The 24,676-nt window shown below is 44.7% G+C and carries 11 protein-coding genes and 1 pseudogene; 10 read left to right on the top strand and 2 right to left on the bottom strand.

The window, feature by feature from the left end:
* Position 1 precedes the first annotated feature (1 nt).
* Both BVE84_RS03795 and BVE84_RS11225 read left to right on the top strand, forming a co-directional pair.
* Positions 2–883, top strand: coding sequence for a glycosyltransferase family 2 protein (locus BVE84_RS03795; RefSeq protein ID WP_076995760.1), 882 nt, complete (start codon positions 2–4; stop codon positions 881–883).
* 694 nt (positions 884–1,577) lie between these two features.
* Positions 1,578–1,754, top strand: a pseudogene (locus BVE84_RS11225) (KxYKxGKxW signal peptide domain-containing protein); the annotation flags it as partial.
* On the opposite strand, the gene BVE84_RS11300 reads toward BVE84_RS11225, so the two are convergent.
* Together BVE84_RS11300 and BVE84_RS11220 are read right to left on the bottom strand one after the other, a co-directional pair.
* Positions 1,679–1,873 carry a hypothetical protein gene (locus BVE84_RS11300; protein WP_256765653.1) on the bottom strand — a complete coding sequence of 65 codons (195 nt, stop codon included), beginning with the start codon at positions 1,871–1,873 and terminating at the stop codon, positions 1,679–1,681. The pseudogene BVE84_RS11225 and the gene BVE84_RS11300 sit on opposite strands and share 76 nt — an antisense overlap.
* Before the next feature lie 1,995 nt (positions 1,874–3,868).
* Positions 3,869–13,801, bottom strand: a complete 9,933-nt coding sequence (locus tag BVE84_RS11220; RefSeq protein WP_279625865.1) for a hypothetical protein — start codon at positions 13,799–13,801, stop codon at positions 3,869–3,871.
* On the opposite strand from BVE84_RS11220, the gene BVE84_RS11095 reads away from it, so the two are divergent.
* The 8 genes from BVE84_RS11095 (at position 13,740) to gtfB (ending at position 24,154) form a co-directional block, all read left to right on the top strand.
* Positions 13,740–13,874 carry an LPXTG cell wall anchor domain-containing protein gene (locus BVE84_RS11095; RefSeq protein WP_244157394.1) on the top strand — a complete coding sequence of 45 codons (135 nt, stop codon included), beginning with the start codon at positions 13,740–13,742 and terminating at the stop codon, positions 13,872–13,874. The two genes, BVE84_RS11220 and BVE84_RS11095, sit on opposite strands and share 62 nt — an antisense overlap.
* Positions 13,875–13,961: 87 nt before the next feature.
* Positions 13,962–15,221, top strand: coding sequence for an accessory Sec system protein translocase subunit SecY2 (secY2, locus tag BVE84_RS03785; RefSeq protein ID WP_076995759.1), 1,260 nt, complete (start codon positions 13,962–13,964; stop codon positions 15,219–15,221).
* Between the two features lie 9 nt (positions 15,222–15,230).
* Positions 15,231–16,802, top strand: a complete 1,572-nt coding sequence (gene asp1, locus BVE84_RS10680; protein ID WP_076995758.1) for an accessory Sec system protein Asp1 — start codon at positions 15,231–15,233, stop codon at positions 16,800–16,802.
* Between the two features lie 6 nt (positions 16,803–16,808).
* A complete protein-coding gene (gene asp2 / locus BVE84_RS10675; RefSeq protein ID WP_076995757.1) occupies positions 16,809–18,386 on the top strand; it encodes an accessory Sec system protein Asp2 in 1,578 nt (525 codons plus the stop codon).
* Positions 18,383–18,922, top strand: a complete 540-nt coding sequence (gene asp3, locus BVE84_RS03770; protein WP_076995756.1) for an accessory Sec system protein Asp3 — start codon at positions 18,383–18,385, stop codon at positions 18,920–18,922. Before asp2 ends, asp3 begins: the two co-directional genes overlap by 4 nt.
* A gap of 19 nt (positions 18,923–18,941) precedes the next feature.
* Positions 18,942–21,320 (top strand): accessory Sec system translocase SecA2, encoded by a 2,379-nt coding sequence (secA2, locus tag BVE84_RS03765; protein ID WP_076995802.1) that lies wholly within the window; start codon positions 18,942–18,944, stop codon positions 21,318–21,320.
* A 10-nt stretch (positions 21,321–21,330) separates the two neighbouring features.
* A complete protein-coding gene (gene gtfA, locus BVE84_RS03760) occupies positions 21,331–22,848 on the top strand; it encodes an accessory Sec system glycosyltransferase GtfA (protein ID WP_076995755.1) in 1,518 nt (505 codons plus the stop codon).
* A complete protein-coding gene (gene gtfB / locus BVE84_RS03755) occupies positions 22,832–24,154 on the top strand; it encodes an accessory Sec system glycosylation chaperone GtfB (RefSeq protein WP_076995754.1) in 1,323 nt (440 codons plus the stop codon). The genes gtfA and gtfB overlap by 17 nt, the downstream gene beginning before the upstream one ends.
* Positions 24,155–24,676: the final 522 nt, after the last annotated feature.

The following is a 24,676-nucleotide window of genomic DNA, read 5'->3' as shown; positions in this document are numbered from 1 at the left end:
GGTGGAAAAAGTTACTGTAATTGTCCCGGTTTTCAATGCAGGCCCTTATTTGAAAACCTGTCTGGATAGCATTGTGCGACAAACCTATCAACAGTTGGAAATCCTCTTAATCAATGATGGCTCCACAGATGAGTCGGCCAGTCTATGTGAAGCCTATCGAAAGATGGACGACCGCGTGCGTGTCATTCACAAGAAGCTAGGTGGGAGTGGTGTCGGTGCTGCTAGAAATACAGCCCTTCCCTTTATTACTGGTGATTATGTCTTGTTTGTGGATAATGACGACTGGCTAGAACTCCATCATATTGAGTTCTTGTATCAGTCACTCAAAGAGACGGATAGCGATATTGCGATTGCAAACTTTACTGAGTTCGATGAGGACCGTCAGGCCTTTCGCTTTCATGTGACAGCGGATGATTATTTTCAGGAAATCTACCATCCAAAAGATTGGTTTGCCCTGCAGTATGAAGGGAAGTTTGCCTTTAGCCAGTGCTTCACAGTCCCCTGGTGTAAGCTCTATAAGGCCAGCCTCTTTGAGAACATCGTGTATCCAGAAGATGAGAAAGTGGAGGACGATTTGACGACTTGGAAGGTGTATCTGATGGCAGACCAGATCGTCTATTCAAATATAGGACTGTATTATCATCGAAAACGTGCGACCAGCGTGACCAAGACGGTCGATGCAGCAGCCGTCTATCCTTTGAAGAGTATTGAGGAGCGTGTCACCATGCTATCTCTTTTGGGGCTGGATATTACAACCGAGTTACGGGCTTATCGCTGGCGGTTACAGTTGCACCGAGATAGCTTTTTAAAAGCTGGCAAGATGCAGGAGTATCAAAAGGTTTTACAGAAATTGACGATTTTAGAAAAGTGGAGTAAGATGTGAGGACGTTAAAAGGTCTAAGTGAAAATAGGATTGAAACAGTTCGGGGAACTGTTTCAACGGTCACCTAGAAATCAGAAAGTGACCACAGAAGTCTGAGCTAGGAAATAGAAAATTTGATGAGTGAAAAGCTCCAGTGGAGGTTTTCAGCCTATTCATTAAAGACAGTAAATAGGAGTATTTATCTTCGCTTCTGAGTTTCTAGGCTCAGGTAGAAATAGTCACTTCCCTGACTATTTCTATATCCCAAAGGGATTCTCAGCTGTAATCGGCTAAAGCCAAAACAGCTGCCTATCTTTTTTGTGCAGCTCGTAGCCCGTGTTCAATTTATCGAGGCTCTTGACCATTTTAATTTTTATTGAGTATTAGGCTAAAAGACCACACTATGTGAGTATAAGGTGTTTTAGACAAGGCAGATGTTCAGTATTGAGCATCTATTTTTATTTTTTATATTCAAAAAGGATGGACACTATGTTGATGGTTACAGAAGAAGCATTTTCTGAAAATGGGAGAAAGTGCTGCTTTTAAGGGATTTCATATACCGTTCAGAATGCAAGGTTTTGAGAATAGATTATCTGTATTCAGAAAATACATGAAATTTATAGAAAAAGTAGAGCAAAGTACTTGAAATTCCGGGGGGGGTGCTATAATGATAGAAGCATATTTTGTGTCAAAATAGTCAGTAAAGGAAATTTGAATGAGTAATAAATTCAATAAAAATGGTTACAGCGAATCATTCCGAAAGACGCGTGTCAAAATGCACAAGTCTGGGAAACACTGGGTACGAACAGTGATGTCTCAAATCGGTCTGATTCGTTTAATACGTGGTGCTTCAACAGAGCAGTCGGTCAAGATAGATGATTTGTCTTCTGGTGCTATTTCTGCAACAACTATTTTAAAAGGGGCTGCAGCTCTCGGTGCCATAGCAGGCGGTGTGGGTCTGACAGATGAGGTGTATGCAGAAGAAGCAGTCATTGCAACTGAGACGACCACTTCAACTCTTGCGGAGACAGATGAAGTCAGCTTGACTAGTCCGTCAGCATCAGTAGACGAGACAGCCCGAGATCAGGCAGTGGCAGAAGAAGCAGAACAGCAATCTATAAAAGATTCCCTCTCTCTTTCAACGAGTGAGTCACAATCACTGAGTGAATCGACATCAGTGCTTGTCAGTGAGTCTGTTTCTGAGTCGGTTAGCGAATCGTTTTCGGAATCGACCAGCGAATCCTTCTCAGCGAGTGAATCACTTTCTGAATCCTATTCTAGTTCACTGAGTGAGTCGCAGTCAGCTAGTGAAGCGGCGCGTGATTCAGTCCTAGCAGATGCTCCAAAAGCTGAGGAAAAAGAGGAGAAGGCAGAAGAGAAATCAAGCGCAACAGTCACTGCAGCTGAAAAAGAAGCAGCTGTTTCAAATTTGACAACCGCCATTAGCAATTTAAAACGAACCTTAGATGCTGCTGAGAGTTTACAAATAACGGACCTGACAGCTGCCTACGCCCTCTTGCTTCAGGCGCAAGGGGTTGTTAATAGTTCTGATCCTTCCTTGGAACAAGTCAACTTAATGCAAAGCGTCATTGCTGCTACGGAGACTGGTATTCAGAAGCGGATTTCTGAAAAACTAAATATTTCAGGGGTAGCAGCTGGAGGCTATGTTACAGCACAAAACGGCTTGACCTACCAAGTAGTGACGGCGAGTGATGGGGCAACTCACGTTCGCTTGACCTCTATCATGCCACGGTCTAGTGGCTATAATCAACTGCTTGATGGCTCTAAGTTCCGTGCGACAGTCAATGGCACCAAAATTATCTTAGAATTTAAAGACCTATCAAATGGTGCTTCTTCTTGGGGATATTTTCAGAATAAGAATGTTTCGCAGCTAATCACTAATCTACGTGGTGTCTATGATACGGTAACCAAAACGATTACATGGACAGCTGACTATGACAATAGCTTTCTAAGAAACGGGGTTGCGACGACTCAAAAGAACTATAACCCAGGTTACATAGGAGCCTATATTGGAACCTCTGGAGGATTGGGGACCCCTACAAATATAACGATAAATGGTGGAAGGACTTCTGCAGTATCGTCTTCGACAGTAGATGGAGTTGCTGGTACACAGTATTATACAACTGGTACACAATCTCTAGGAAGACATCGAATTTCCTTTACGACATCTTATACTGGCTCGCTAAGCGAATTGGCAAATATCCGCTTGCGACTATTTGCTAATACAGCCTCTAATCAAAGTTATCCAACTAGATATAGTGTGGAAGATGGTAGACGGACACAGGGACACCGTCCGTCAGGCAGTAGGTACATTGTATCAAATGGTAATGGTACAGCAGTCAGTGGTTACTACGTTCAGGGTGTTAATAAAAATGTGATTGACTCACTCAGTAATTCTGAGTCTCGATCTCAGTCCCAATCTTTGAGCTTGAGCGAGTCAACGTCTAAATCTCAATCCATCAGTTTGAGCGAGTCGACTTCTAAGTCCCAATCTTTGAGTTTGAGCGAGTCGACTTCTAAGTCCCAATCTTTGAGTTTGAGCGAGTCAACGTCTAAATCTCAATCGGTTTCCAAGTCTCAGTCTTTGAGTTTGAGTGAGTCGACTTCTAAATCTCAATCGGTTTCCAAGTCCCAGTCTTTGAGTTTGAGCGAATCAACGTCTAAATCTCAATCGGTTTCCAAGTCTCAGTCTTTGAGTTTGAGCGAGTCGACTTCTAAATCTCAATCGGTTTCCAAGTCTCAGTCTTTGAGTTTGAGTGAGTCGACTTCTAAATCTCAATCGGTTTCCAAGTCTCAGTCTTTGAGTTTGAGCGAATCAACGTCTAAATCTCAATCGGTTTCCAAGTCTCAGTCTTTGAGTTTGAGCGAGTCGACTTCTAAATCCCAATCGGTTTCCAAGTCTCAATCCTTGAGTTTGAGTGAGTCGACTTCTAAATCCCAATCGGTTTCCAAGTCTCAATCCTTGAGTGAGTCGACTTCTAAGTCTCAGTCTGTTAGCGAATCGGCTTCTAAGTCCCAATCGCAATCAGTCAGCACCTCCCTCTCTGAGTCCGTCAGCGAGTCAGTTTCTACATCGGTATCAGAATCCATCTCAGAATCGGTAAGTGAATCTATTTCTACATCGGTTTCTGAGTCAGTCAGTGAATCCGTCTCCGAGTCAATCTCCGAGTCAGTGAGTGAATCAGTATCAGAGTCTATCTCCGAGTCAGTAAGCGAATCTGTGTCAGAGTCAATCTCAGAATCAGTCAGCGAATCTGTATCTGAATCGATTTCTGAGTCGGTTAGCGAGTCAGTATCCGAATCCATTTCTGAGTCCGTAAGCGAATCTGTCTCCGAATCAGTGAGCGAGTCAGTATCAGAGTCTATCTCAGAATCCGTAAGCGAGTCAGTATCAGAGTCCATCTCAGAATCCGTAAGCGAGTCAGTATCAGAGTCCATCTCAGAATCCGTAAGCGAATCGGTATCAGAGTCTATCTCAGAATCCATCAGCGAGTCAGTATCCGAATCTATTTCAGAATCCGTAAGCGAATCGGTATCAGAGTCTATCTCAGAATCCGTAAGCGAGTCAGTATCCGAATCTATTTCAGAATCCGTAAGCGAATCTGTGTCAGAATCTATCTCGGAATCCGTAAGTGAATCTGTATCAGAATCCGTTTCTGAGTCAGTAAGCGAGTCCGTCTCCGAATCGATTTCTGAGTCAGTAAGTGAATCAGTATCCGAATCGATTTCTGAGTCAGTAAGCGAATCTGTGTCAGAATCTATCTCAGAGTCAGTAAGCGAATCAGTATCAGAGTCTGTTTCAGAATCCGTGAGTGAATCGGTCTCGGAATCCATCAGTGAATCAGTGAGCGAGTCTGTGTCAGAGTCCATCTCCGAGTCAGTAAGTGAATCTGTGTCAGAATCTATCTCCGAGTCAGTGAGTGAGTCCGTATCAGAATCCATTTCTGAGTCCGTAAGCGAATCAGTATCAGAGTCTATCTCTGAGTCAGTCAGCGAATCTGTGTCAGAATCCATTTCTGAGTCCGTAAGTGAATCAGTCTCCGAATCAGTGTCTGAATCTATCTCTGAGTCGGTAAGCGAATCCGTATCTGAATCTATTTCTGAGTCCGTAAGTGAGTCAGTGTCAGAATCTATTTCTGAGTCAGTGAGCGAGTCAGTCTCTGAATCTATCTCGGAATCAGTAAGTGAATCCGTTTCTGAATCTATCTCAGAATCAGTAAGTGAATCTGTGTCAGAATCGATTTCTGAGTCAGTGAGCGAGTCAGTCTCTGAATCTATCTCTGAGTCAGTAAGCGAGTCGGTATCCGAATCCATTTCTGAGTCCGTCAGCGAATCCGTCTCCGAATCCATCTCAGAATCGGTTAGTGAGTCCGTATCGGAATCCATTTCAGAGTCCGTAAGTGAATCCGTCTCCGAATCCATTTCAGAATCAGTAAGCGAGTCGGTATCAGAGTCCATCTCAGAATCAGTAAGCGAATCAGTTTCTGAGTCAATCTCAGAATCAGTAAGTGAATCCGTCTCCGAATCCATTTCTGAGTCCGTGAGTGAATCGGTATCAGAATCTATCTCAGAATCCGTGAGTGAATCCGTCTCTGAGTCTATCTCCGAGTCCGTGAGTGAATCAGTGTCAGAGTCTATCTCTGAGTCCGTAAGTGAATCTGTCTCAGAGTCCATTTCAGAGTCAGTAAGCGAATCCGTATCAGAGTCAATCTCCGAATCCGTAAGTGAATCTGTGTCAGAATCTATCTCAGAATCCGTAAGCGAATCCGTTTCTGAGTCAGTGAGTGAGTCAGTGTCAGAATCCATTTCTGAGTCAGTGAGCGAGTCAGTCTCTGAATCTATCTCTGAGTCAGTAAGCGAATCTGTGTCAGAATCTATCTCAGAATCGGTCAGCGAGTCGGTATCTGAATCGATTTCTGAATCAGTAAGTGAATCAGTATCAGAGTCCATTTCAGAGTCAGTCAGTGAATCAGTATCCGAATCTATTTCTGAGTCAGTAAGCGAGTCGGTATCCGAATCCATTTCTGAGTCAGTGAGCGAGTCGGTATCCGAATCCATTTCTGAGTCAGTGAGCGAATCAGTATCAGAATCCGTAAGTGAATCTGTGTCTGAATCTATCTCCGAGTCAGTGAGTGAATCTGTCTCCGAATCCGTTTCAGAGTCAGTGAGTGAGTCAGTGTCAGAATCTATTTCTGAGTCAGTGAGCGAGTCAGTATCCGAATCGATTTCTGAGTCAGTCTCTGAATCTATCTCCGAGTCAGTGAGTGAATCTGTCTCCGAATCCGTTTCAGAGTCAGTGAGTGAGTCAGTGTCAGAATCTATTTCTGAGTCAGTGAGCGAGTCAGTATCCGAATCGATTTCTGAGTCAGTCTCTGAATCTATCTCCGAGTCAGTGAGTGAATCTGTCTCCGAATCCGTTTCAGAGTCAGTGAGTGAGTCAGTGTCAGAATCGATTTCTGAGTCAGTGAGCGAGTCAGTATCTGAATCTATCTCAGAATCTGTCAGCGAATCGGTATCAGAGTCCATCTCCGAGTCAGTGAGCGAGTCAGTATCAGAATCTATCTCTGAGTCCGTAAGCGAGTCAGTTTCTGAATCTATCTCAGAATCCGTTAGCGAGTCAGTATCAGAATCTATTTCTGAGTCCGTAAGTGAATCTGTTTCAGAGTCTATCTCTGAATCAGTGAGTGAGTCAGTATCAGAATCTATCTCAGAATCAGTAAGTGAATCTGTATCGGAATCCATCTCCGAGTCAGTGAGCGAATCAGTGTCTGAATCTATCTCAGAATCGGTCAGCGAGTCAGTCTCCGAGTCAGTCAGCGAATCTGTATCGGAATCCATCTCCGAATCCGTGAGTGAGTCAGTATCAGAATCTATCTCTGAGTCCGTAAGTGAATCTGTTTCAGAGTCTATCTCTGAATCCGTGAGTGAGTCAGTCTCAGAATCTATCTCAGAATCAGTAAGTGAATCTGTATCAGAATCCATCTCTGAGTCAGTGAGCGAGTCAGTTTCTGAATCTATCTCAGAATCGGTAAGTGAATCCGTCTCAGAATCGGTAAGCGAGTCAGTCTCAGAATCTATTTCTGAGTCCGTAAGTGAATCCGTCTCAGAATCTATCTCTGAATCAGTGAGTGAGTCAGTTTCTGAATCAATCTCAGAATCCGTTAGCGAGTCAGTGTCTGAGTCAATCTCTGAGTCCGTAAGTGAATCCGTCTCAGAATCTATCTCTGAGTCATTGAGTGAGTCAGTTTCTGAATCAATCTCAGAATCAGTAAGTGAATCCGTCTCCGAATCCATTTCTGAATCAGTGAGTGAATCCGTCTCTGAATCTATTTCAGAATCCGTCAGCGAGTCTGTATCTGAATCCATTTCAGAATCGGTAAGTGAGTCTGTATCCGAATCCATCTCAGAGTCAGTCAGCGAATCTGTATCAGAGTCCATCTCAGAGTCAGTAAGTGAATCAGTGTCTGAGTCCATCTCCGAGTCGGTAAGTGAATCAGTGTCTGAATCTATCTCAGAATCTGTAAGTGAGTCAGTTTCTGAATCTATTTCAGAGTCAGTCAGCGAATCCGTCTCCGAATCCATCTCTGAGTCGGTTAGCGAGTCAGTATCTGAATCAGTAAGTGAATCCGTTTCAGAGTCCATCTCCGAGTCCGTTAGCGAGTCAGTGTCTGAATCTATCTCCGAGTCCGTGAGTGAATCAGTATCAGAATCCATCTCCGAGTCGGTAAGTGAGTCAGTGTCTGAATCTATCTCAGAGTCCGTGAGTGAGTCAGTATCGGAATCTATCTCCGAGTCGGTAAGTGAATCTGTATCAGAGTCTATCTCAGAGTCCGTCAGCGAATCAGTATCAGAATCTATCTCCGAGTCCGTGAGTGAGTCAGTGTCTGAGTCCATCTCCGAGTCGGTCAGCGAGTCCGTTTCAGAGTCAATCTCTGAGTCCGTCTCAGAATCTATTTCTGAATCAGTGAGTGAGTCCGTCTCAGAGTCCATCAGTGAATCCATCTCTGAGTCAATTAGCGAATCTGTGTCTGAATCTATCTCCGAGTCCGTGAGTGAATCCGTCTCCGAATCCATCTCCGAGTCAGTTAGCGAGTCCGTGTCTGAATCTATCTCTGAATCGGTAAGTGAATCCGTCTCCGAATCTATTTCTGAATCGGTAAGTGAATCTGTATCAGAGTCTATCTCTGAATCGGTAAGTGAATCAGTTTCTGAATCTATCTCCGAGTCAGTGAGTGAGTCAGTATCAGAATCTATTTCAGAGTCAGTTAGCGAATCTGTATCAGAGTCTATCTCTGAGTCCGTGAGTGAGTCCATCTCTGAATCTGTATCAGAATCAGTGAGTGAATCCATCTCTGAGTCGGTTAGCGAGTCCGTGTCTGAGTCAATCTCCGAGTCAGTGAGCGAATCTATCTCCGAGTCAGTTAGCGAGTCAGTCTCTGAATCTATCTCAGAATCCGTGAGCGAGTCTGTGTCAGAGTCAATTTCCGAGTCCGTCAGCGAGTCTGTGTCTGAATCTATCTCCGAGTCAGTTAGCGAATCAGTATCAGAATCTATTTCAGAGTCCGTAAGTGAATCTGTGTCAGAATCTATTTCAGAGTCCGTAAGTGAATCTGTGTCAGAATCTATTTCAGAGTCCGTAAGTGAATCAGTCTCAGAGTCCATCAGTGAATCAGTAAGCGAATCCGTCTCTGAATCTATCTCCGAGTCGGTAAGTGAGTCCGTATCAGAATCTATTTCTGAGTCGGTCAGCGAATCGGTATCAGAGTCTATTTCTGAGTCAGTAAGCGAGTCAGTCTCAGAGTCCATCAGTGAATCAGTATCAGAATCTATCTCCGAGTCAGTTAGCGAGTCCGTGTCTGAATCTATCTCTGAGTCAGTGAGCGAGTCAGTCTCAGAGTCTATCTCAGAGTCAGTGAGCGAGTCCATCTCTGAATCTATTTCAGAATCGGTCAGCGAATCGGTATCAGAGTCCATTTCAGAGTCAGTGAGTGAATCTGTGTCCGAGTCAATCTCCGAGTCAGTGAGTGAGTCTATCTCTGAATCCGTAAGTGAATCGGTATCGGAATCTATCTCCGAGTCGGTAAGTGAATCTATCTCCGAGTCAGTAAGTGAGTCTGTGTCTGAATCTATCTCCGAGTCAGTCAGTGAATCAGTATCAGAATCTATTTCAGAGTCCGTGAGTGAGTCCGTATCAGAATCTATCTCAGAATCAGTCAGCGAATCCGTATCAGAATCGGTAAGCGAGTCCGTGTCTGAATCTATCTCTGAGTCAGTTAGCGAGTCAGTCTCAGAGTCCATTTCAGAGTCAGTGAGTGAATCTGTGTCCGAGTCAATTTCCGAGTCCGTCAGCGAGTCAGTGTCAGAGTCAATTTCCGAGTCCGTCAGCGAGTCTGTGTCTGAATCTATCTCCGAGTCAGTGAGCGAATCAGTATCAGAATCTATTTCAGAGTCCGTAAGTGAATCAGTCTCAGAGTCCATCAGTGAATCAGTCAGTGAATCCGTCTCTGAATCAATCTCCGAGTCGGTAAGTGAGTCCGTCTCAGAATCTATTTCAGAATCAGTCAGTGAATCCGTGTCTGAATCTATTTCAGAATCAGTCAGTGAATCCGTGTCAGAATCCATCTCCGAATCAGTAAGTGAGTCTGTATCCGAATCTATCTCCGAGTCAGTAAGCGAATCTGTGTCCGAGTCGGTAAGTGAATCAGTATCGGAATCTATATCAGAATCCGTAAGTGAGTCCATCTCTGAATCTATTTCTGAGTCAGTGAGTGAATCGGTATCAGAGTCTATCTCAGAATCGGTCAGCGAGTCAGTGTCAGAATCTATCTCCGAGTCAGTAAGCGAATCCGTCTCCGAATCTATCTCTGAGTCGGTCAGCGAGTCTGTATCGGAATCCATTTCTGAATCAGTAAGTGAATCTATCTCCGAGTCAGTCAGCGAATCTGTATCAGAATCTATTTCAGAGTCAGTGAGTGAGTCCGTTTCTGAATCTGTTTCTGAATCGGTAAGTGAGTCCATCTCTGAATCTGTTTCAGAATCAGTGAGTGAATCAGTCTCCGAATCCATCTCTGAGTCGGTTAGCGAGTCAGTATCAGAGTCTATTTCTGAGTCCGTAAGTGAGTCTGTGTCTGAATCCATTTCAGAGTCAGTAAGTGAATCCGTCTCAGAGTCCATCTCCGAGTCAGTGAGCGAGTCCGTTTCTGAATCCATCTCTGAATCAGTAAGTGAGTCCGTTTCTGAATCTATCTCCGAGTCGGTAAGTGAATCTGTATCAGAGTCCATCTCCGAGTCCGTCAGCGAATCTGTATCAGAGTCCATCTCCGAGTCAGTGAGCGAATCCATCTCCGAGTCAGTGAGCGAATCCGTCTCAGAGTCAATCAGCGAGTCCGTAAGTGAATCCGTATCAGAATCTATCTCCGAATCCGTCTCAGAATCCATCTCCGAGTCAGTAAGCGAGTCCGTTTCTGAATCTATCTCCGAGTCCGTGAGTGAATCCGTCTCAGAATCCATCTCCGAGTCAGTAAGCGAGTCAGTATCAGAATCTATCTCTGAGTCCGTAAGTGAATCTGTATCAGAATCTATTTCAGAGTCCGTGAGTGAATCCGTCTCAGAATCCATCTCCGAGTCGGTAAGTGAGTCCGTGTCTGAATCTATCTCCGAGTCCGTAAGTGAGTCAGTATCGGAATCTATTTCTGAATCCGTAAGTGAATCTGTGTCAGAGTCTATCTCTGAATCGGTAAGTGAATCCGTCTCCGAATCTATTTCTGAATCCGTAAGTGAATCGGTATCGGAATCCATTTCTGAATCCGTAAGTGAATCTGTATCAGAGTCAATCTCTGAATCGGTCAGCGAGTCAGTCTCAGAATCTATTTCAGAGTCCGTCAGCGAATCCGTCTCCGAATCCATTTCTGAATCAGTGAGCGAATCTGTATCAGAATCTATTTCAGAGTCCGTCAGCGAGTCAGTATCAGAGTCCATCTCTGAGTCCGTAAGTGAGTCAGTCTCAGAATCCATCTCAGAGTCCGTGAGCGAATCTGTGTCTGAGTCTATCTCTGAATCGGTCAGCGAATCTGTATCAGAATCTATCTCAGAGTCCGTGAGCGAATCTGTATCAGAATCTATTTCAGAGTCCGTGAGCGAATCTGTGTCTGAATCTATCTCAGAATCATTGAGCGAGTCGGTATCAGAATCCATCTCTGAGTCAGTTAGCGAGTCAGTATCAGAATCTATCTCCGAATCAGTGAGTGAATCAGTATCAGAGTCTATCTCTGAGTCAGTGAGTGAATCGGTGTCTGAATCCATCTCTGAATCAGTTAGCGAGTCAGTATCAGAATCTATTTCTGAGTCCGTCAGCGAATCGGTGTCTGAATCCATCTCTGAATCAGTTAGCGAGTCAGTATCTGAATCTATTTCTGAGTCCGTCAGCGAATCGGTGTCTGAATCTATTTCCGAGTCGGTAAGTGAGTCAGTATCTGAATCAATCTCAGAATCAGTAAGTGAATCAGTATCAGAATCGGTTAGCGAGTCTGTATCTGAGTCCATCAGTGAATCAGTAAGTGAGTCAGTATCAGAATCTATCTCTGAATCAGTGAGTGAATCAGTATCAGAATCAATCTCAGAATCAGTGAGTGAATCAGTATCAGAATCTATCTCTGAGTCCGTAAGTGAATCTGTGTCTGAATCCATCTCTGAATCAATAAGCGAGTCAGTGTCTGAATCTATCTCCGAGTCAGTGAGTGAATCGGTGTCTGAATCTATCTCAGAATCTGTAAGTGAGTCCGTCTCCGAATCCATCTCTGAGTCGGTAAGTGAGTCAGTATCGGAATCCATCTCAGAATCTGTAAGTGAGTCCGTCTCAGAATCCGTAAGTGAATCTGTGTCTGAATCCATCTCCGAGTCCGTGAGCGAATCAGTATCAGAATCTATTTCAGAGTCTGTCAGCGAGTCTGTATCAGAGTCCATCTCTGAGTCGGTAAGTGAGTCCGTGAGCGAATCCGTATCAGAGTCAATCTCCGAGTCAGTGAGTGAGTCCGTCTCCGAATCCATTTCTGAATCAGTGAGTGAATCAGTTTCTGAATCCATCTCTGAATCAGTATCGGAATCCATTTCTGAGTCAGTAAGTGAATCGGTTTCTGAATCTATTTCAGAATCGGTAAGTGAATCTGTGTCTGAATCCATCTCAGAATCGGTTAGCGAATCTGTATCAGAGTCTATCTCAGAATCCGTGAGTGAATCAGTTTCTGAATCTATCTCAGAGTCAGTAAGTGAATCTGTGTCTGAATCCATCTCTGAATCAATAAGCGAGTCAGTATCAGAATCTATCTCAGAATCCGTAAGTGAATCTGTATCAGAGTCTATCTCTGAGTCCGTGAGTGAATCCGTATCAGAATCTATCTCAGAATCAGTGAGCGAGTCAGTTTCTGAATCTATCTCCGAATCGGTAAGTGAGTCGGTATCAGAATCCATCTCTGAATCAGTGAGCGAATCAGTTTCTGAATCTATCTCCGAATCGGTAAGTGAGTCGGTATCAGAATCTATCTCCGAGTCAGTGAGCGAATCAGTATCTGAATCCATCTCAGAATCAGTCAGCGAATCCGTATCTGAATCCATCTCAGAATCAGTGAGTGAGTCAGTATCAGAGTCCATCAGTGAGTCAGTGAGCGAATCTGTCTCCGAATCGATTTCCGAGTCAGTAAGTGAGTCGGTATCAGAATCCATCTCTGAATCAGTGAGCGAATCGGTGTCTGAATCTATCTCCGAATCGGTAAGTGAGTCGGTATCAGAATCCATCTCCGAGTCAGTGAGCGAATCAGTGTCTGAGTCTATCTCTGAGTCCGTGAGTGAATCCGTGTCTGAATCTATCTCAGAGTCGGTCAGCGAATCAGTGTCAGAATCCATCTCCGAGTCCGTGAGTGAATCAGTATCTGAATCAATCTCAGAGTCGGTAAGTGAGTCGGTATCAGAATCTATCTCAGAGTCAGTAAGTGAATCTGTGTCAGAATCTATTTCAGAATCAGTCAGCGAATCAGTATCTGAATCCATCTCAGAGTCTGTCAGCGAATCAGTATCTGAATCCATCTCAGAATCAGTAAGTGAATCCGTCTCAGAATCCATTTCAGAATCGGTCAGCGAATCCGTATCAGAGTCAATCTCAGAATCCGTGAGTGAATCAGTTTCTGAATCTACCTCCGAGTCAGTAAGTGAATCTGTGTCTGAATCCATCTCTGAATCAATAAGCGAGTCCGTATCAGAATCTATCTCCGAGTCAGTAAGTGAATCCGTCTCAGAATCCATTTCAGAATCGGTCAGCGAATCCGTATCAGAATCCATCAGTGAATCAGTGAGCGAATCAGTGTCTGAATCTATCTCCGAGTCAGTAAGTGAATCAGTATCAGAGTCAATCTCAGAATCCGTGAGTGAATCTGTATCGGAATCCATCTCCGAGTCAGTAAGTGAATCGGTGTCTGAATCCATCAGTGAATCCGTGAGTGAGTCAGTCTCAGAATCTATTTCAGAGTCAATTAGCGAATCAGTGTCTGAATCCATCAGTGAATCCGTGAGTGAATCCGTCTCCGAATCCATCTCTGAGTCGGTTAGCGAGTCCGTATCAGAATCTATTTCTGAATCGGTTAGCGAGTCAGTTTCTGAATCTATCTCAGAATCAGTGAGTGAATCCGTCTCAGAATCCATTTCCGAGTCAGTGAGCGAATCTGTGTCTGAATCCGTCTCAGAATCTATCTCCGAGTCAGTGAGCGAATCCGTATCAGAGTCTATCTCAGAATCGGTCAGCGAATCCGTATCAGAATCTATCTCCGAATCAGTGAGTGAGTCAATATCCGAGTCCACTTCTGAGTCAATGAGTAGGCGTGATACTCGTTCCCTACCACACACAGGGGAAAGCAGTTCGTCAGCAGGCATTCTTGGAGCAGGTCTCTTCTTAGGAGGACTCTTTGCCAAGAAGAAAAAGAAAAAAGCAACTGATGAAGAATGATAAAAGAGAACTAGCCATTCTTTAAAGAATGGCTAGTTTCATGTTATAATAGAAAGCGTAGGATATGAAGGGAGTCAGAAATAACAGATGTTGATAGAAATCAAAAAAAAGTGGCAACGCGCACTCATCCTTCCGAAAATGGTTTGGACCATGGCGATTGCTTTGATTTATATGTTTGGGAGAATGCTGCCCATCACGACGCTAGCCGGTAATCCAGCAGCCTTACAGGAGGTTACCAGCAATCAGCTCATCAATCAACTAGCTTCTGTCACAGGAGCCAACTTTAGTAACATCACCATTTTTACACTAGGATTGAGTCCCTGGATGACCTCTATGATTATCTGGCGATTCTTTACCGTATTTGGAATCTTAAAAAATATCACGACGGCTCAGTTGCACCGGTATCGGATGCTACTAACGATGGGAGTAGGAGCCATTCAGGCCTTTGGTCTGACTAGCGCAGCAACATTCACCCTCTTTCAAGAATTTGGAGAAGCAGGCCTTGCTTGGGCAAGAGCTATTACAATCTTTCTCTTAATCACAGGCTCCTTTGTCTTGACTTGGCTAGGGTCGGTCAATAGCCGCAAAGGACTAGGAGGGATGACCATTATTATTTTGGTCAATATGATTCTCTCCTTTGTTGAAAATATCGGTAGGTATCTAGCAACTGGCTTCACGGATAATAGATGGTTGAACGTGGTTCTCTTCGCCCTATGTTGGTTTGTCTTAGTGCTAGTGACCGTCATTTTTTACCGAGCAGAATACCGCATTCCCATCAAGCGAATCGGGGTAAACAATGCCTACAACAAGGGAAGTTATCTACCGATTCGTGTCACCCCAGCAGGAGCTATGCCATTTATGTATGGGATGACCCTGATGATGCTTCCTCCTTATCTGATCAGTGGTCTCCTGGTTCTTTTTCCAGAAAATCCGACGCTGCTTTTTTGGGCAACGAATATTGGGATCTCAAGACTACCAGGTGTTTTCTTCTACATCATTCTACTCTACATCTTAGCCATTGGTTTTTCTTACTATAATTATGATGCCTATGAGATTGCTAAGAGTATGCGTAGGAATGGAGACTACATCGAGAAAATTCGCCCAGGTGAGGCGACCAGAAAATACATCCAAAAGAAAATCAATATTTTGGCACAATTCGGGGCGTGTTTTGTTATTCTAATGGGAGGAGTGCCTCTGCTGATTATTGTCTGGCAAAAAGGGACATCAGAAAATGTCAGCCTGGCCTTGCTCATCAGCAATGTCTTTATCATCTCCAGCTTACTATTAGGGGTTATCGAGCAGGTCGATATGTTGCAAAATTGGAAAAAATACAAGAATCTAATCTAGGAGTGACTTATGTTTTATTTTATCCCGGCTTGGTATCATCAACAGCGTCCCTGGTACGACGATACCCCTCTCTGGTTTCGCGTATTTGAACGCATGACCTTTGATGATACGGTGAACCAGCTCAAAATGTTTCAAACAGCCCAGGAATCCTCCTGCTTGCTGATCTTGAATTATCAGCCACAGTTCCGCTACTTCTTACACAAGCAAGATTTACTGGGAGCAGATTATTGGTCATTTTTCGATGATATTCAAAATATCTCTGTTCGCTCAGTCAAGCCCATCGCTTTTAAGTCCTTGCAGTGGCCAAAAGGAACGCGCTTTTTATACACCCCCTTTGCCGTCGTTGCTAAAAGAGCAGAAGAGATCTTAGCCTACATTCAATTTGCAGAAAATGGCAACCTCTTATCGATTGAATTTCAGAAGGACGGCCGACCGGATAAACACTATCTCTTTGATGACCGTGGCTTTTTATCCAGTATCCTCTACCATCGAGAAGATGGGACTAGGAGCCATCAGGACTACCTCAATCAAAATGGTGTCTGGCAAGTGCGGGAACATCTATCAGAAGGGCATGTCGCGATTGAGGTTAACCCGCTCTCAGATCACCAATTTCAACAGCATCTCTACCAGAGCTGGGAAGACTTGTTACGGGAACGTTTAGCTGTGTTCAAACAGTCCCATATGACACCGGAGGATGTCGTCATCATAGCGAGCCACCTCCAGCACAATGACTTGGTATTGGAAAGTTTCAGCCAACAAAAGAAAGTCTTTTCCTTTTTTGCTGACCGCTATGACGTCACCAATCTGCAGAGCCTGTCATCGATTACCCAGACGGCCGATTTACTGGTGGTCGATACTGAAAAAGAGGAGAGACGTCTACAGGAGTCCCTGCAAGCCCTACAGGCGGAAAAGAGGACTGTAACGCGTATCTCACCATTTGACACGCGCTTGCGCTTGGGTCACAGTCAGATGGTCAAGGAACTGACCATCTATTTCCATATCGATACTATTGACCAAGAGCTATTAGAGGCTAGCCTCCTATCTCTTTTAGAGATGATGGATCAGAACCGCTTGATTGAATTGCAACTGGTCACCTTTAACCGTCAATTCCCCCTCTCCCAATTAGAAGAATGGGTGTGCCGTCAGATTAAAGAAGGCTTTGACCCAGAGAACTTCTTTACCCTAGCAGAGGATGCAGGGGAAAATCAGCTAGAGGAAGATCAGGCATTTGAGCTGAGTCGGATTGACTTTGCCTGCTTTAGCAATGAAAATCAAATTATCGAGGCCTTGGATACGGCCCGTTTGGTGCTGGATTTGGGAGAAGAACCCGACCTCTATACTCAAATTGCAAGTATCAGTGCAGGAATCCCACAAATTCACCGTGTCGAAACCGATTATGTCAGCCACCAAAAAAATGGCTGGGTCTTGGAGGAGGCAGGCGATTTACCAGAGGCTATTCACTACTATTTTGACGGTTTGGCCAACTGGAATGCCTCTTTGGTCTATGCCATCCAAAAAATGGCTGACTACACCAGTGGGCGTATCCTGACACAGTGGAAAGAGTTACTAGAAAAGGACTAATCGTATATGAAGATTCTACAAATTGGACGAGCTGATTGGGCTGAAGAACTGGAGCAGTTTCCAGAGGACTTAGAATGGTTCTTTAGTCAGCCACAAGAGATTCCCCTCTTTTTAGAAGAACAAACAAACCTCGCCTTAGCAGCTTTACCAGAAGTAGAAGAAGGTGAGGAGCTGCCAAAGGTTCGTATTCACTTCGATGCTATTTTTATCACCGATGAGGTCAAGGAATCCGATTTGGATCCTTTGATGAATACGATTGAAGCCTATGCCCTGTATCATCTTGAAGGTCTGAGCTTAAAGGGGGAGCATCCGCAGGGTATCTTCAGAAGAAAGGTACTACGTGAATTACCAGTAGCAGGCAGTCAGGAGGAGATTGTCCGCTATCTACACCTCACTTTATTTGGTAGTCAATATGGTGCCAAGCTAAAACTACCTGAAATAGATGTCAACCCCAATTTTACCGGAAAGAGGACCCACGAAGGACACGTTTCTACTAGCTTTGAAGGGCATTTTGGAGAGGATTTTGAACCCCTGTTCACCTTTCGCTACAATCTCAGTACCTTTCCAGTTGCCTTGGAACTGTGGCTGGAGTATATCAAGGTAGCTGGGGAGAGTCAGATCCGCTTAGAGCTAACGCCCATACGGCGGGGAAGCATCTATGATGTGATGGAGCCTCTTGTTCTGAGCGAAAAAGACTTAGAGGAACCCTATATTTTAGAACCCTCTGAGGAGGCGGGCTTCTATGCTGTTACAGTCTATGCTAAGGGGGAGGGAAAGCTCAGTTTTGGTCCCCTCCACTGGCGCTATTCTAGGATGGGCTTGGGTCGCTTTGTCCTAGGAGGCGAGCGCTACCATGACGAAAAGCGGCAGGAATTTATCTATTATTTCAACCCTGGTGATATGAAGCCTCCTATGAATGTGTATTTTTCTGGTTTTCGGTCAGCCGAGGGCTTTGAAGGCTTTGGGATTATGAAATCCCTCAAGGCTCCCTTTATGCTGATAGGAGATCCGCGTTTAGAAGGGGGCGGTTTCTACAGCGGGACAGAGAAGTTGGAGCAGGGGATCCAAACGGTGATTCAGGAATCGCTAGACTATCTAGGCTTTTCTTCCTCCGATTTGATTCTCTCTGGCCTATCGATGGGGACTTTTGGCGCCCTCTACTATGCCTTTCACTTCAATCCCTATGGGGTGGTTGTTGGAAAACCATTTACAAATGTTGGTGATACAGCAGGAGGGATGCGCTTGAAGAGACCGGATGAATTTGAAACCAGTGCTGACATCTTGTTAAATATTACAGGTGGTGTTCAAAAGGAACATATGGACCAGCTCAATCAGAAGTTTTGGGACAAGTTCTCTCAGTCGGATTTTCCCCACACTAACTTTGCTATTGCCTATATGGAACACGATGATTATGATGGAGAGGCGACGCGCCGCTTGATTGAACACCTGTCGGAAAAACATGCTCATATCTACACGAAAGGGTATGCAGGTCGGCATAATGACAACAGTAGTGCTATCAATAAGTGGTTTATGAGACAATATGTTAATCTACTAGAAAAAGGATATGGAAGGAAGTATTCATGACAAAGAGCTTACTAGCTGTCATTCGGTGGCAAGAAGTATACAGTGGTGCGGCCTATTTGTACGGATCTTCGCTCGATTTTTCGAGTGATGCTGTCCTCTTTAAAAATCCTCGCCTAGCTTCGGGAAAACCCATTGTTCAGTTCCTATCTAAGACGAATTATCAAGGAAACAGGCGTAGTCCCGATCTTCCTCTCTTAGTCCCTAATCACGTCTACTTTCTGGAACGCGAGATGACGACGGAGCCAGCAAATCGGGTGTTTGTCCAGATTGATTTTTTCAATCGGCAGAATGAAAAGATTGCATTTGAAGTCCTGAGACAGGACATGGAGAGCTTTACCTGTCCGCCTGATACCTTTTCCTATACGATTTCGATTTTAAGTGCTGGCTGTCGGCAACTTCGTTTTAAGGAAATGCGCTTATATGAAGAAAAGCAGGCTGTGGAGAGAAAGGAGCTAGCTCCTTTACAGAAGAAGTATACGGAAAAGCAACTGCCCGAGGAACTTCAATTTGTAACCCCCTTGATTCAACTGCTATAATGAGGAAATAAACGTGTCAATTAGAGAAAAAAATTCATTCCTTAATCGGATGAAATTGCGAGAATTAAGACGCATTCTACATAAAATCAATGCCCTTGCCCCGAGCATGAGTCAGTTATCAGACGAGGACTTGGCTGCAAAGACCCAGGAGTTTCGCCAGCGACTACAGAATGGAGAAAGCCTAGATAGCTTGACTGTAGAGGCTTTTGCAGCCATGCGGGAAGCCGATAAGCGAGTGTTAGGCATGTTCCCCTTTGATGTGCAAGTATTGGGGGGACTGGCCCTCCATCAAGGCTATATTGCCGAGATGAAAACAGGGGAAGGAAAGACGCTGACCGCGACCCTGCCCCTCTATCTCAATGCCCTGCTGGGAAAAGGAGCCATCCTAGTGACGACAAATGAATACCTAGCTCGTCGCGACGTGGAGGAAATGGGTCAGGTCTATCGGTTTATGGGGCTGACGGTTGGCTCAGGCGTCTTTGACCAGGACGAAGAGGTCGATGTCGAAGCCAAGCGTGCCGTCTATGCTGCTGACATTACCTATACGACAAGTACCACCCTTGGTTTTGACTATTTGGCTGAGAATCTAGCAGCGGATAAAAAAGATAAATTTTTAAGACCCTTTCATTATGCCATTGTCGACGAGGCAGACGCAGTACTGCTCGATAACGCACAGACTCCCCTGATTATTTCCGGTTCACCACGTGTACCATCGAATTTATACGATGTTTCCAAGCAATTTGTCCTAACCCTTCAAGAAGATGAAGAGTACTATGTCAATCGGGAAGAAAAAGTGGTGTATCTCACGGAAAAGGGAAATCGCTACGCAGAAGAGTTCTTTGACATTGCAGACCTCTACGAAGAGCGGTCCTTTGAGCTGAATCGGCATATCAATCTGGCGCTTCGAGCCCAGCACCTCTATCAAAAAGACGTGGACTATGTCGTGATGGACGATGAAGTGAAGCTACTGGACAACCGTACTGGCCGCATTTTGGAAGGAACCCGCCTACAGTCGGGAATCCACCAAGCGATTGAGACCAAAGAAGGAGTGAAAAAGACCAAAGACTCCCGCTCGATGGCTTCTGTCACCTATCAAAGCCTATTTAATATGTTTCCAAAACTGGCTGGAATGACTGGAACTGGAAAACTAGCAGAAGATGAGTTCATCTCGACCTACCGCATTTCCGTTGTCGTTATTCCGACCAACACTCCGATCCAGCGAATAGATTATCCCGATAAGGTCTATGTCACCCTGCCAGAAAAACTTCACGCCACTCTGGCTTACGTGAAGGAATTGCACCAGAAAGGGCAGCCTGTCCTGCTGGTGTCAGGAACAGTAGACATTGCAGAAATCTACTCGCGGATGCTCCTACAAGAGGGGATTCCCCACAGTGTCTTGACCGCAAAAAATACGGCCAAGGAAGCCCTCATCATCAAAGAGGCAGGTCGTAAAGGAACGGTGACGGTAGCGACTTCCCTAGCTGGTCGTGGAACAGATATTAAGCTGGGCGAAGGAGTGGCAGAACTGGGAGGGCTGGCAGTTGTTGGAACAGAGCGCATGCCCAATAGCCGGATTGACTGGCAGTTGAGAGGTCGAGCCGGTCGCCAAGGGGATCCTGGCCTCAGTCAGTTTTTTGTCTCCTTGGAGGATGAACTGATCATCCAGCATGGTGGCAAGCGGATCAATGCTTATTTTGACAAGCAGAATCACAGCGATCGTTCCAACTATGGTCAACCTCTGCAGGGACGTAGGTACCAGCGGGTCATCCGCTTTGCCCAGAGCAAGAGTGAGGACAATGCCATGTCTGCGCGTGAATCGACCGTACGCTTTGATGAGAGCTTACGTGTGCAGCGCAATAAAATTTATGCCCTGCGGGATGAATTGATTGCAGAAAATAAGTTGCTAGGCACTCAGATCGAAGGTATCTTTGAAGATGCGATTGAAGATTACCTAACCCAACATCCAGACCTAACCTTGGAAGCACTGCACCGCTATGTCTTGGAAAATTATAGCTATCATCCACGGCACTTTTCAGGTGAAGAAGGGCCGCAACCAGATACGGTCAGGTCCTACTTATGGGGCTTATATCAGGAAGAATTGCAGAAGAAGCAAGAAGTCTTGCAAACAGACGACCAGCTTTCTGAATTTTTCCGCCTATCGGTCTTACGTGCGATTGACACTTGTTGGATCGAACAGGTTGACAATTTACAACAATTAAAGAGCTTTGTCGTCATGCGCCAGATTGGTCAGCGTGATTCCATTACAGAATATTACCGGGAATCCCTCCTGTCCTACGAACAAATGAGCAAGGAAGTGAGACATCTGATTGTCAGGAATGTCATGCTGAGCAGCATCGAGGGAAATAGCAAAGACGGATATTCAATCTATTTTGTATAAGAGAGAAACTATGACAATTTATAATATCAATTTGGGAATTGGCTGGGCAAGTAGTGGTGTAGAGTATGCTCAGGCTTACCGCGCTAAGGTTTTTAGAGAGTTGGGAATCCCAGCTAAGTTTATTTTTACAGATATGTTCCAAACTGAAAACCTCCAGCATTTTACTAGGAATATCGGTTTTCAAGATGAGGAGATTATTTGGCTCTATAGCTATTTTACCGATGTCAAGGTAGCGCCAACGACCTATACCCGCCAACAGCTAGAGGAAAGTTTTAGCTGGCCAATTAAACAGATCGAGACAGGCAATCAATTAGTTCGCTATCATGTCGAAGGTCAAGATCTCTATATCAATGCAGCGGTCTGTGGTGAAGAGAGCCAGTATGTGCAACGGGTGGAGTACGTTTCTAAAGGAAAATTACTGCGCAAGGACTACTATAGCTACACCAAGATATTCAGCGAATACTATACGCCAAAAGGGGATAGCCCTCAACTCTACCAACGTAGTTTTTTCAATGAAGATGGTAGCGTGGCCTACGAGGAAATTCAGCAAGGCAAGTCCAGCATATTCTGCTTTAAAGACCGTATCTGCCAGTCGAAAGAAGAACTGATTGCTTACATGTTAGAAACATTGCAGTTGACCTCACAAGACATTATACTTCTTGATCGCTCTACAGGCATTGGTCAAGCAATCATACAATATCGTGGGGCGGCAAAATTAGCTGTGGTCATTCATGCAGAACATTTCAGCGTTAAGGGAACCAATGAGGACAATATCCTTTGGAACAACTACTATGAATACCAATTCACCAATGCTAATAAAATCGATGCCTTTATTACATCGACGCAGAAGCAAAAAGAAGTCTTGGAGGAGCAGTTTCAACGCTATACAGCCCATAGACCAAAGATCTATGTCCTTCCAGTGGGAAGCCTTGAGACCCTGCGTCAACCAGAAACAGCGAGAAAGCCCTATGGCCTAATCACAGGCTCACGCCTGGCGAGTGAAAAACATATTGATTGGCTGGTTCAGGCAGTGATTTTAGCCCGTAAAACCTTGCCAAATCTAACCTTTGATATTTACGGTGAGGGCGGTGAGCGCCACAAGCTCATGCAGCTGATCGAAAGCCATCAAGCAGCAGATTATATCCAGCTTAAAGGACATCAACATCTGTCTGACATCTATCAGAACTATGAGCTATATCTGACTGCTTCGACGAGCGAGGGATTTGGCCTCACCCTAATGGAGGCGGTAGGTTCTGGTCTGCCCCTGATCGGACTGGATGTCCCTTATGGGAACCAAACCTTTGTGGAGGACGGTAAAAATGGCTACCTCATTCAACGTCAAGATCCAGATGATGGTCAGAAAATGGCACTGGCATTTGCAGAGAAGATTTGCCGCTACTACAGTGAAATGGATCAAGAGCAGGCCCAGGCTACCTCTTACCAAGTGGCGGATCGATTCTTGCACCAGCGCTTGGAAGCGATGTGGCAACAGTTTGTAAAGGAGATGAGTGATGCTAGCATTATTTGATTGGCTTAGTCCAACAACACGGGATTTATATTATTCTCTCAGGACAGCAGGCTTTACAGGTCTAGGGGTGGTCGTACATGATGACGGCTGTCTACCAGCAGGGATTACCTCTCCTTATTCTTACTTCTGTGGAATGGAAGAAGGAGATACCCCTCCTCGTTATTTCAACCAGGTTGTCGTACCAGATTTCTGGCAAATTACAGGAAATAATGTGCAGGGGGAAATCTGGAACTTCAATGAAAAGAAGGCGACGATCTACTATCACGAACCAAAACATCTACGCCTAGTGAAGGATGTCGACTGGCTCACCACCAACCAAAAGGTCTATCGCACCGATCACTATAATCAATTCGGATGGCTGTATGCAAAGAGTTACCTGAATGAAGAAGGCCAGGTCATCTATAAAAAGTATTACCGACAATCTGGACAAGAAGTGATTGTAGAGCATCTCCAGACTGGCTTCATCTTCCTCTATTGGAAAGGAAAGACCTATACTTTTGATGGCAAGTCAGGCTTTCTCCGCTTTTACTTTAAGGAAGCAGGTTTAGACACTTCCGCCATCTGGTATAATTCCCTCTCCACTCCTTTTGTCGTTTCCTACTATTTGGAGGAAGAAGGAGAAGATGTCTTGTTTTGGCAAGAAAAAATTGGCGACCAGGTCCCTGGCAATATGCAGTTGATTCTATCAGGTGCTGCGAAACGAACCAAAAAGATTGTGGTACAAGATAAAGAAAGCTATGAGAAACTACTCCAACTGCTTTCGCCAGAAGAGCAACAAACTATTAGTTATCTAGGATATATTTATCCGCAATGCTCGGAGAATGGTAATGGGAAAGAGATTCTTATTCTGACCAATTCTGATCAGTTAGAGGGATTAGCGACACTGGTGTCCCAACTAGAAGATTTTCAATTTCACATCGCAGCGTTGACCGAAATGTCTCCGACCTTGACAGCCTACGGGGATTTACCACATGTGACCCTCTATCCCAATGTAGCCCCGCAGCAGGTAGAACAACTCTTACAAAGATGTGATCTCTACTTTGACATCAATCACGGCAATGAAATTTTATCCGCAGTGAGACAGGCCTTTGAGTATAATCTGTTGATTGCAGCCTTTGACAATACTCTTCATAACCCTAACTTTGTGCTATCAGAGGCCATCTTCTCCCCAGAAGAACCAGAAAGATTAGCTGCCTGGCTTCGGTCCCAATCGGATATAAGAGAGGTCGTCAAGCAGCAACGTAAGGAGAGCGGTCAAGAATCAGTGGAAGGCTATCAAGGACTCATCAAGATACGAGGGCGTTAGACACGAGTTTCACTCGTTTTATTTCCCACCTTCAACAGTCTATTCCTAGACTGTTTGACACGAGTTTCACTCGTTTTATTTCCAGCCTTCAACAGTCTATTCCTAGACTGTTGAAGCAACTCCTAGACAAAATAGGAAATACGATGAGTGAAAAGCTCCAGTGGAGGTTTTCAGCCCATTTCTTAAAGGTAGCTGAGAGTTTGCTAAGGCAAACTCCTATTCCACGCCTTCAAAGGTATACCATACCTTTGAAGCTAGGAGTATTTATCCTCGCTTTCCGATTTTTTGGCTCGGACTTCTATGGTCACTTTCTGATTTTTGGGTGACCAGCTGAAACAGTTCCCCGAACTGTTTCACTCCACTGGATTAGTTTTATTGTCAGTGAGTTGTAGCCCGAGTTCAATTCCAAGATACAAAGCCCGTGAAAAACTCAAAGCGAAAATAGAAAATCTGACGAAGAGTTATTAAACTCTAGGAAGATTTGTCTTTTTCGCACAGAGTTTAGGGCGTGTTCAATTCCAA

The sequence above is a fragment of the Streptococcus azizii genome, assembly GCF_001984715.1.
GTDB lineage: Bacteria > Bacillota > Bacilli > Lactobacillales > Streptococcaceae > Streptococcus > Streptococcus azizii.
The sequence above is the reverse complement of the archived record's forward strand: the minus strand, read 5'-3'. Positions and strand labels throughout refer to the sequence as shown.

Coding starts and splice junctions, on each gene's coding strand:
- BVE84_RS11095 (WP_244157394.1), top strand. CDS start 13,740: ATGAGTAGGCGTGATACTCGTTCCCTACCACACACAGGGGAAAGCAGT.
- BVE84_RS11220 (WP_279625865.1), bottom strand. CDS start 13,801: ATGCCTGCTGACGAACTGCTTTCCCCTGTGTGTGGTAGGGAACGAGTA.
- secY2 (WP_076995759.1), top strand. CDS start 13,962: ATGTTGATAGAAATCAAAAAAAAGTGGCAACGCGCACTCATCCTTCCG.
- asp1 (WP_076995758.1), top strand. CDS start 15,231: ATGTTTTATTTTATCCCGGCTTGGTATCATCAACAGCGTCCCTGGTAC.
- asp2 (WP_076995757.1), top strand. CDS start 16,809: ATGAAGATTCTACAAATTGGACGAGCTGATTGGGCTGAAGAACTGGAG.
- asp3 (WP_076995756.1), top strand. CDS start 18,383: ATGACAAAGAGCTTACTAGCTGTCATTCGGTGGCAAGAAGTATACAGT.
- gtfA (WP_076995755.1), top strand. CDS start 21,331: ATGACAATTTATAATATCAATTTGGGAATTGGCTGGGCAAGTAGTGGT.
- gtfB (WP_076995754.1), top strand. CDS start 22,832: ATGCTAGCATTATTTGATTGGCTTAGTCCAACAACACGGGATTTATAT.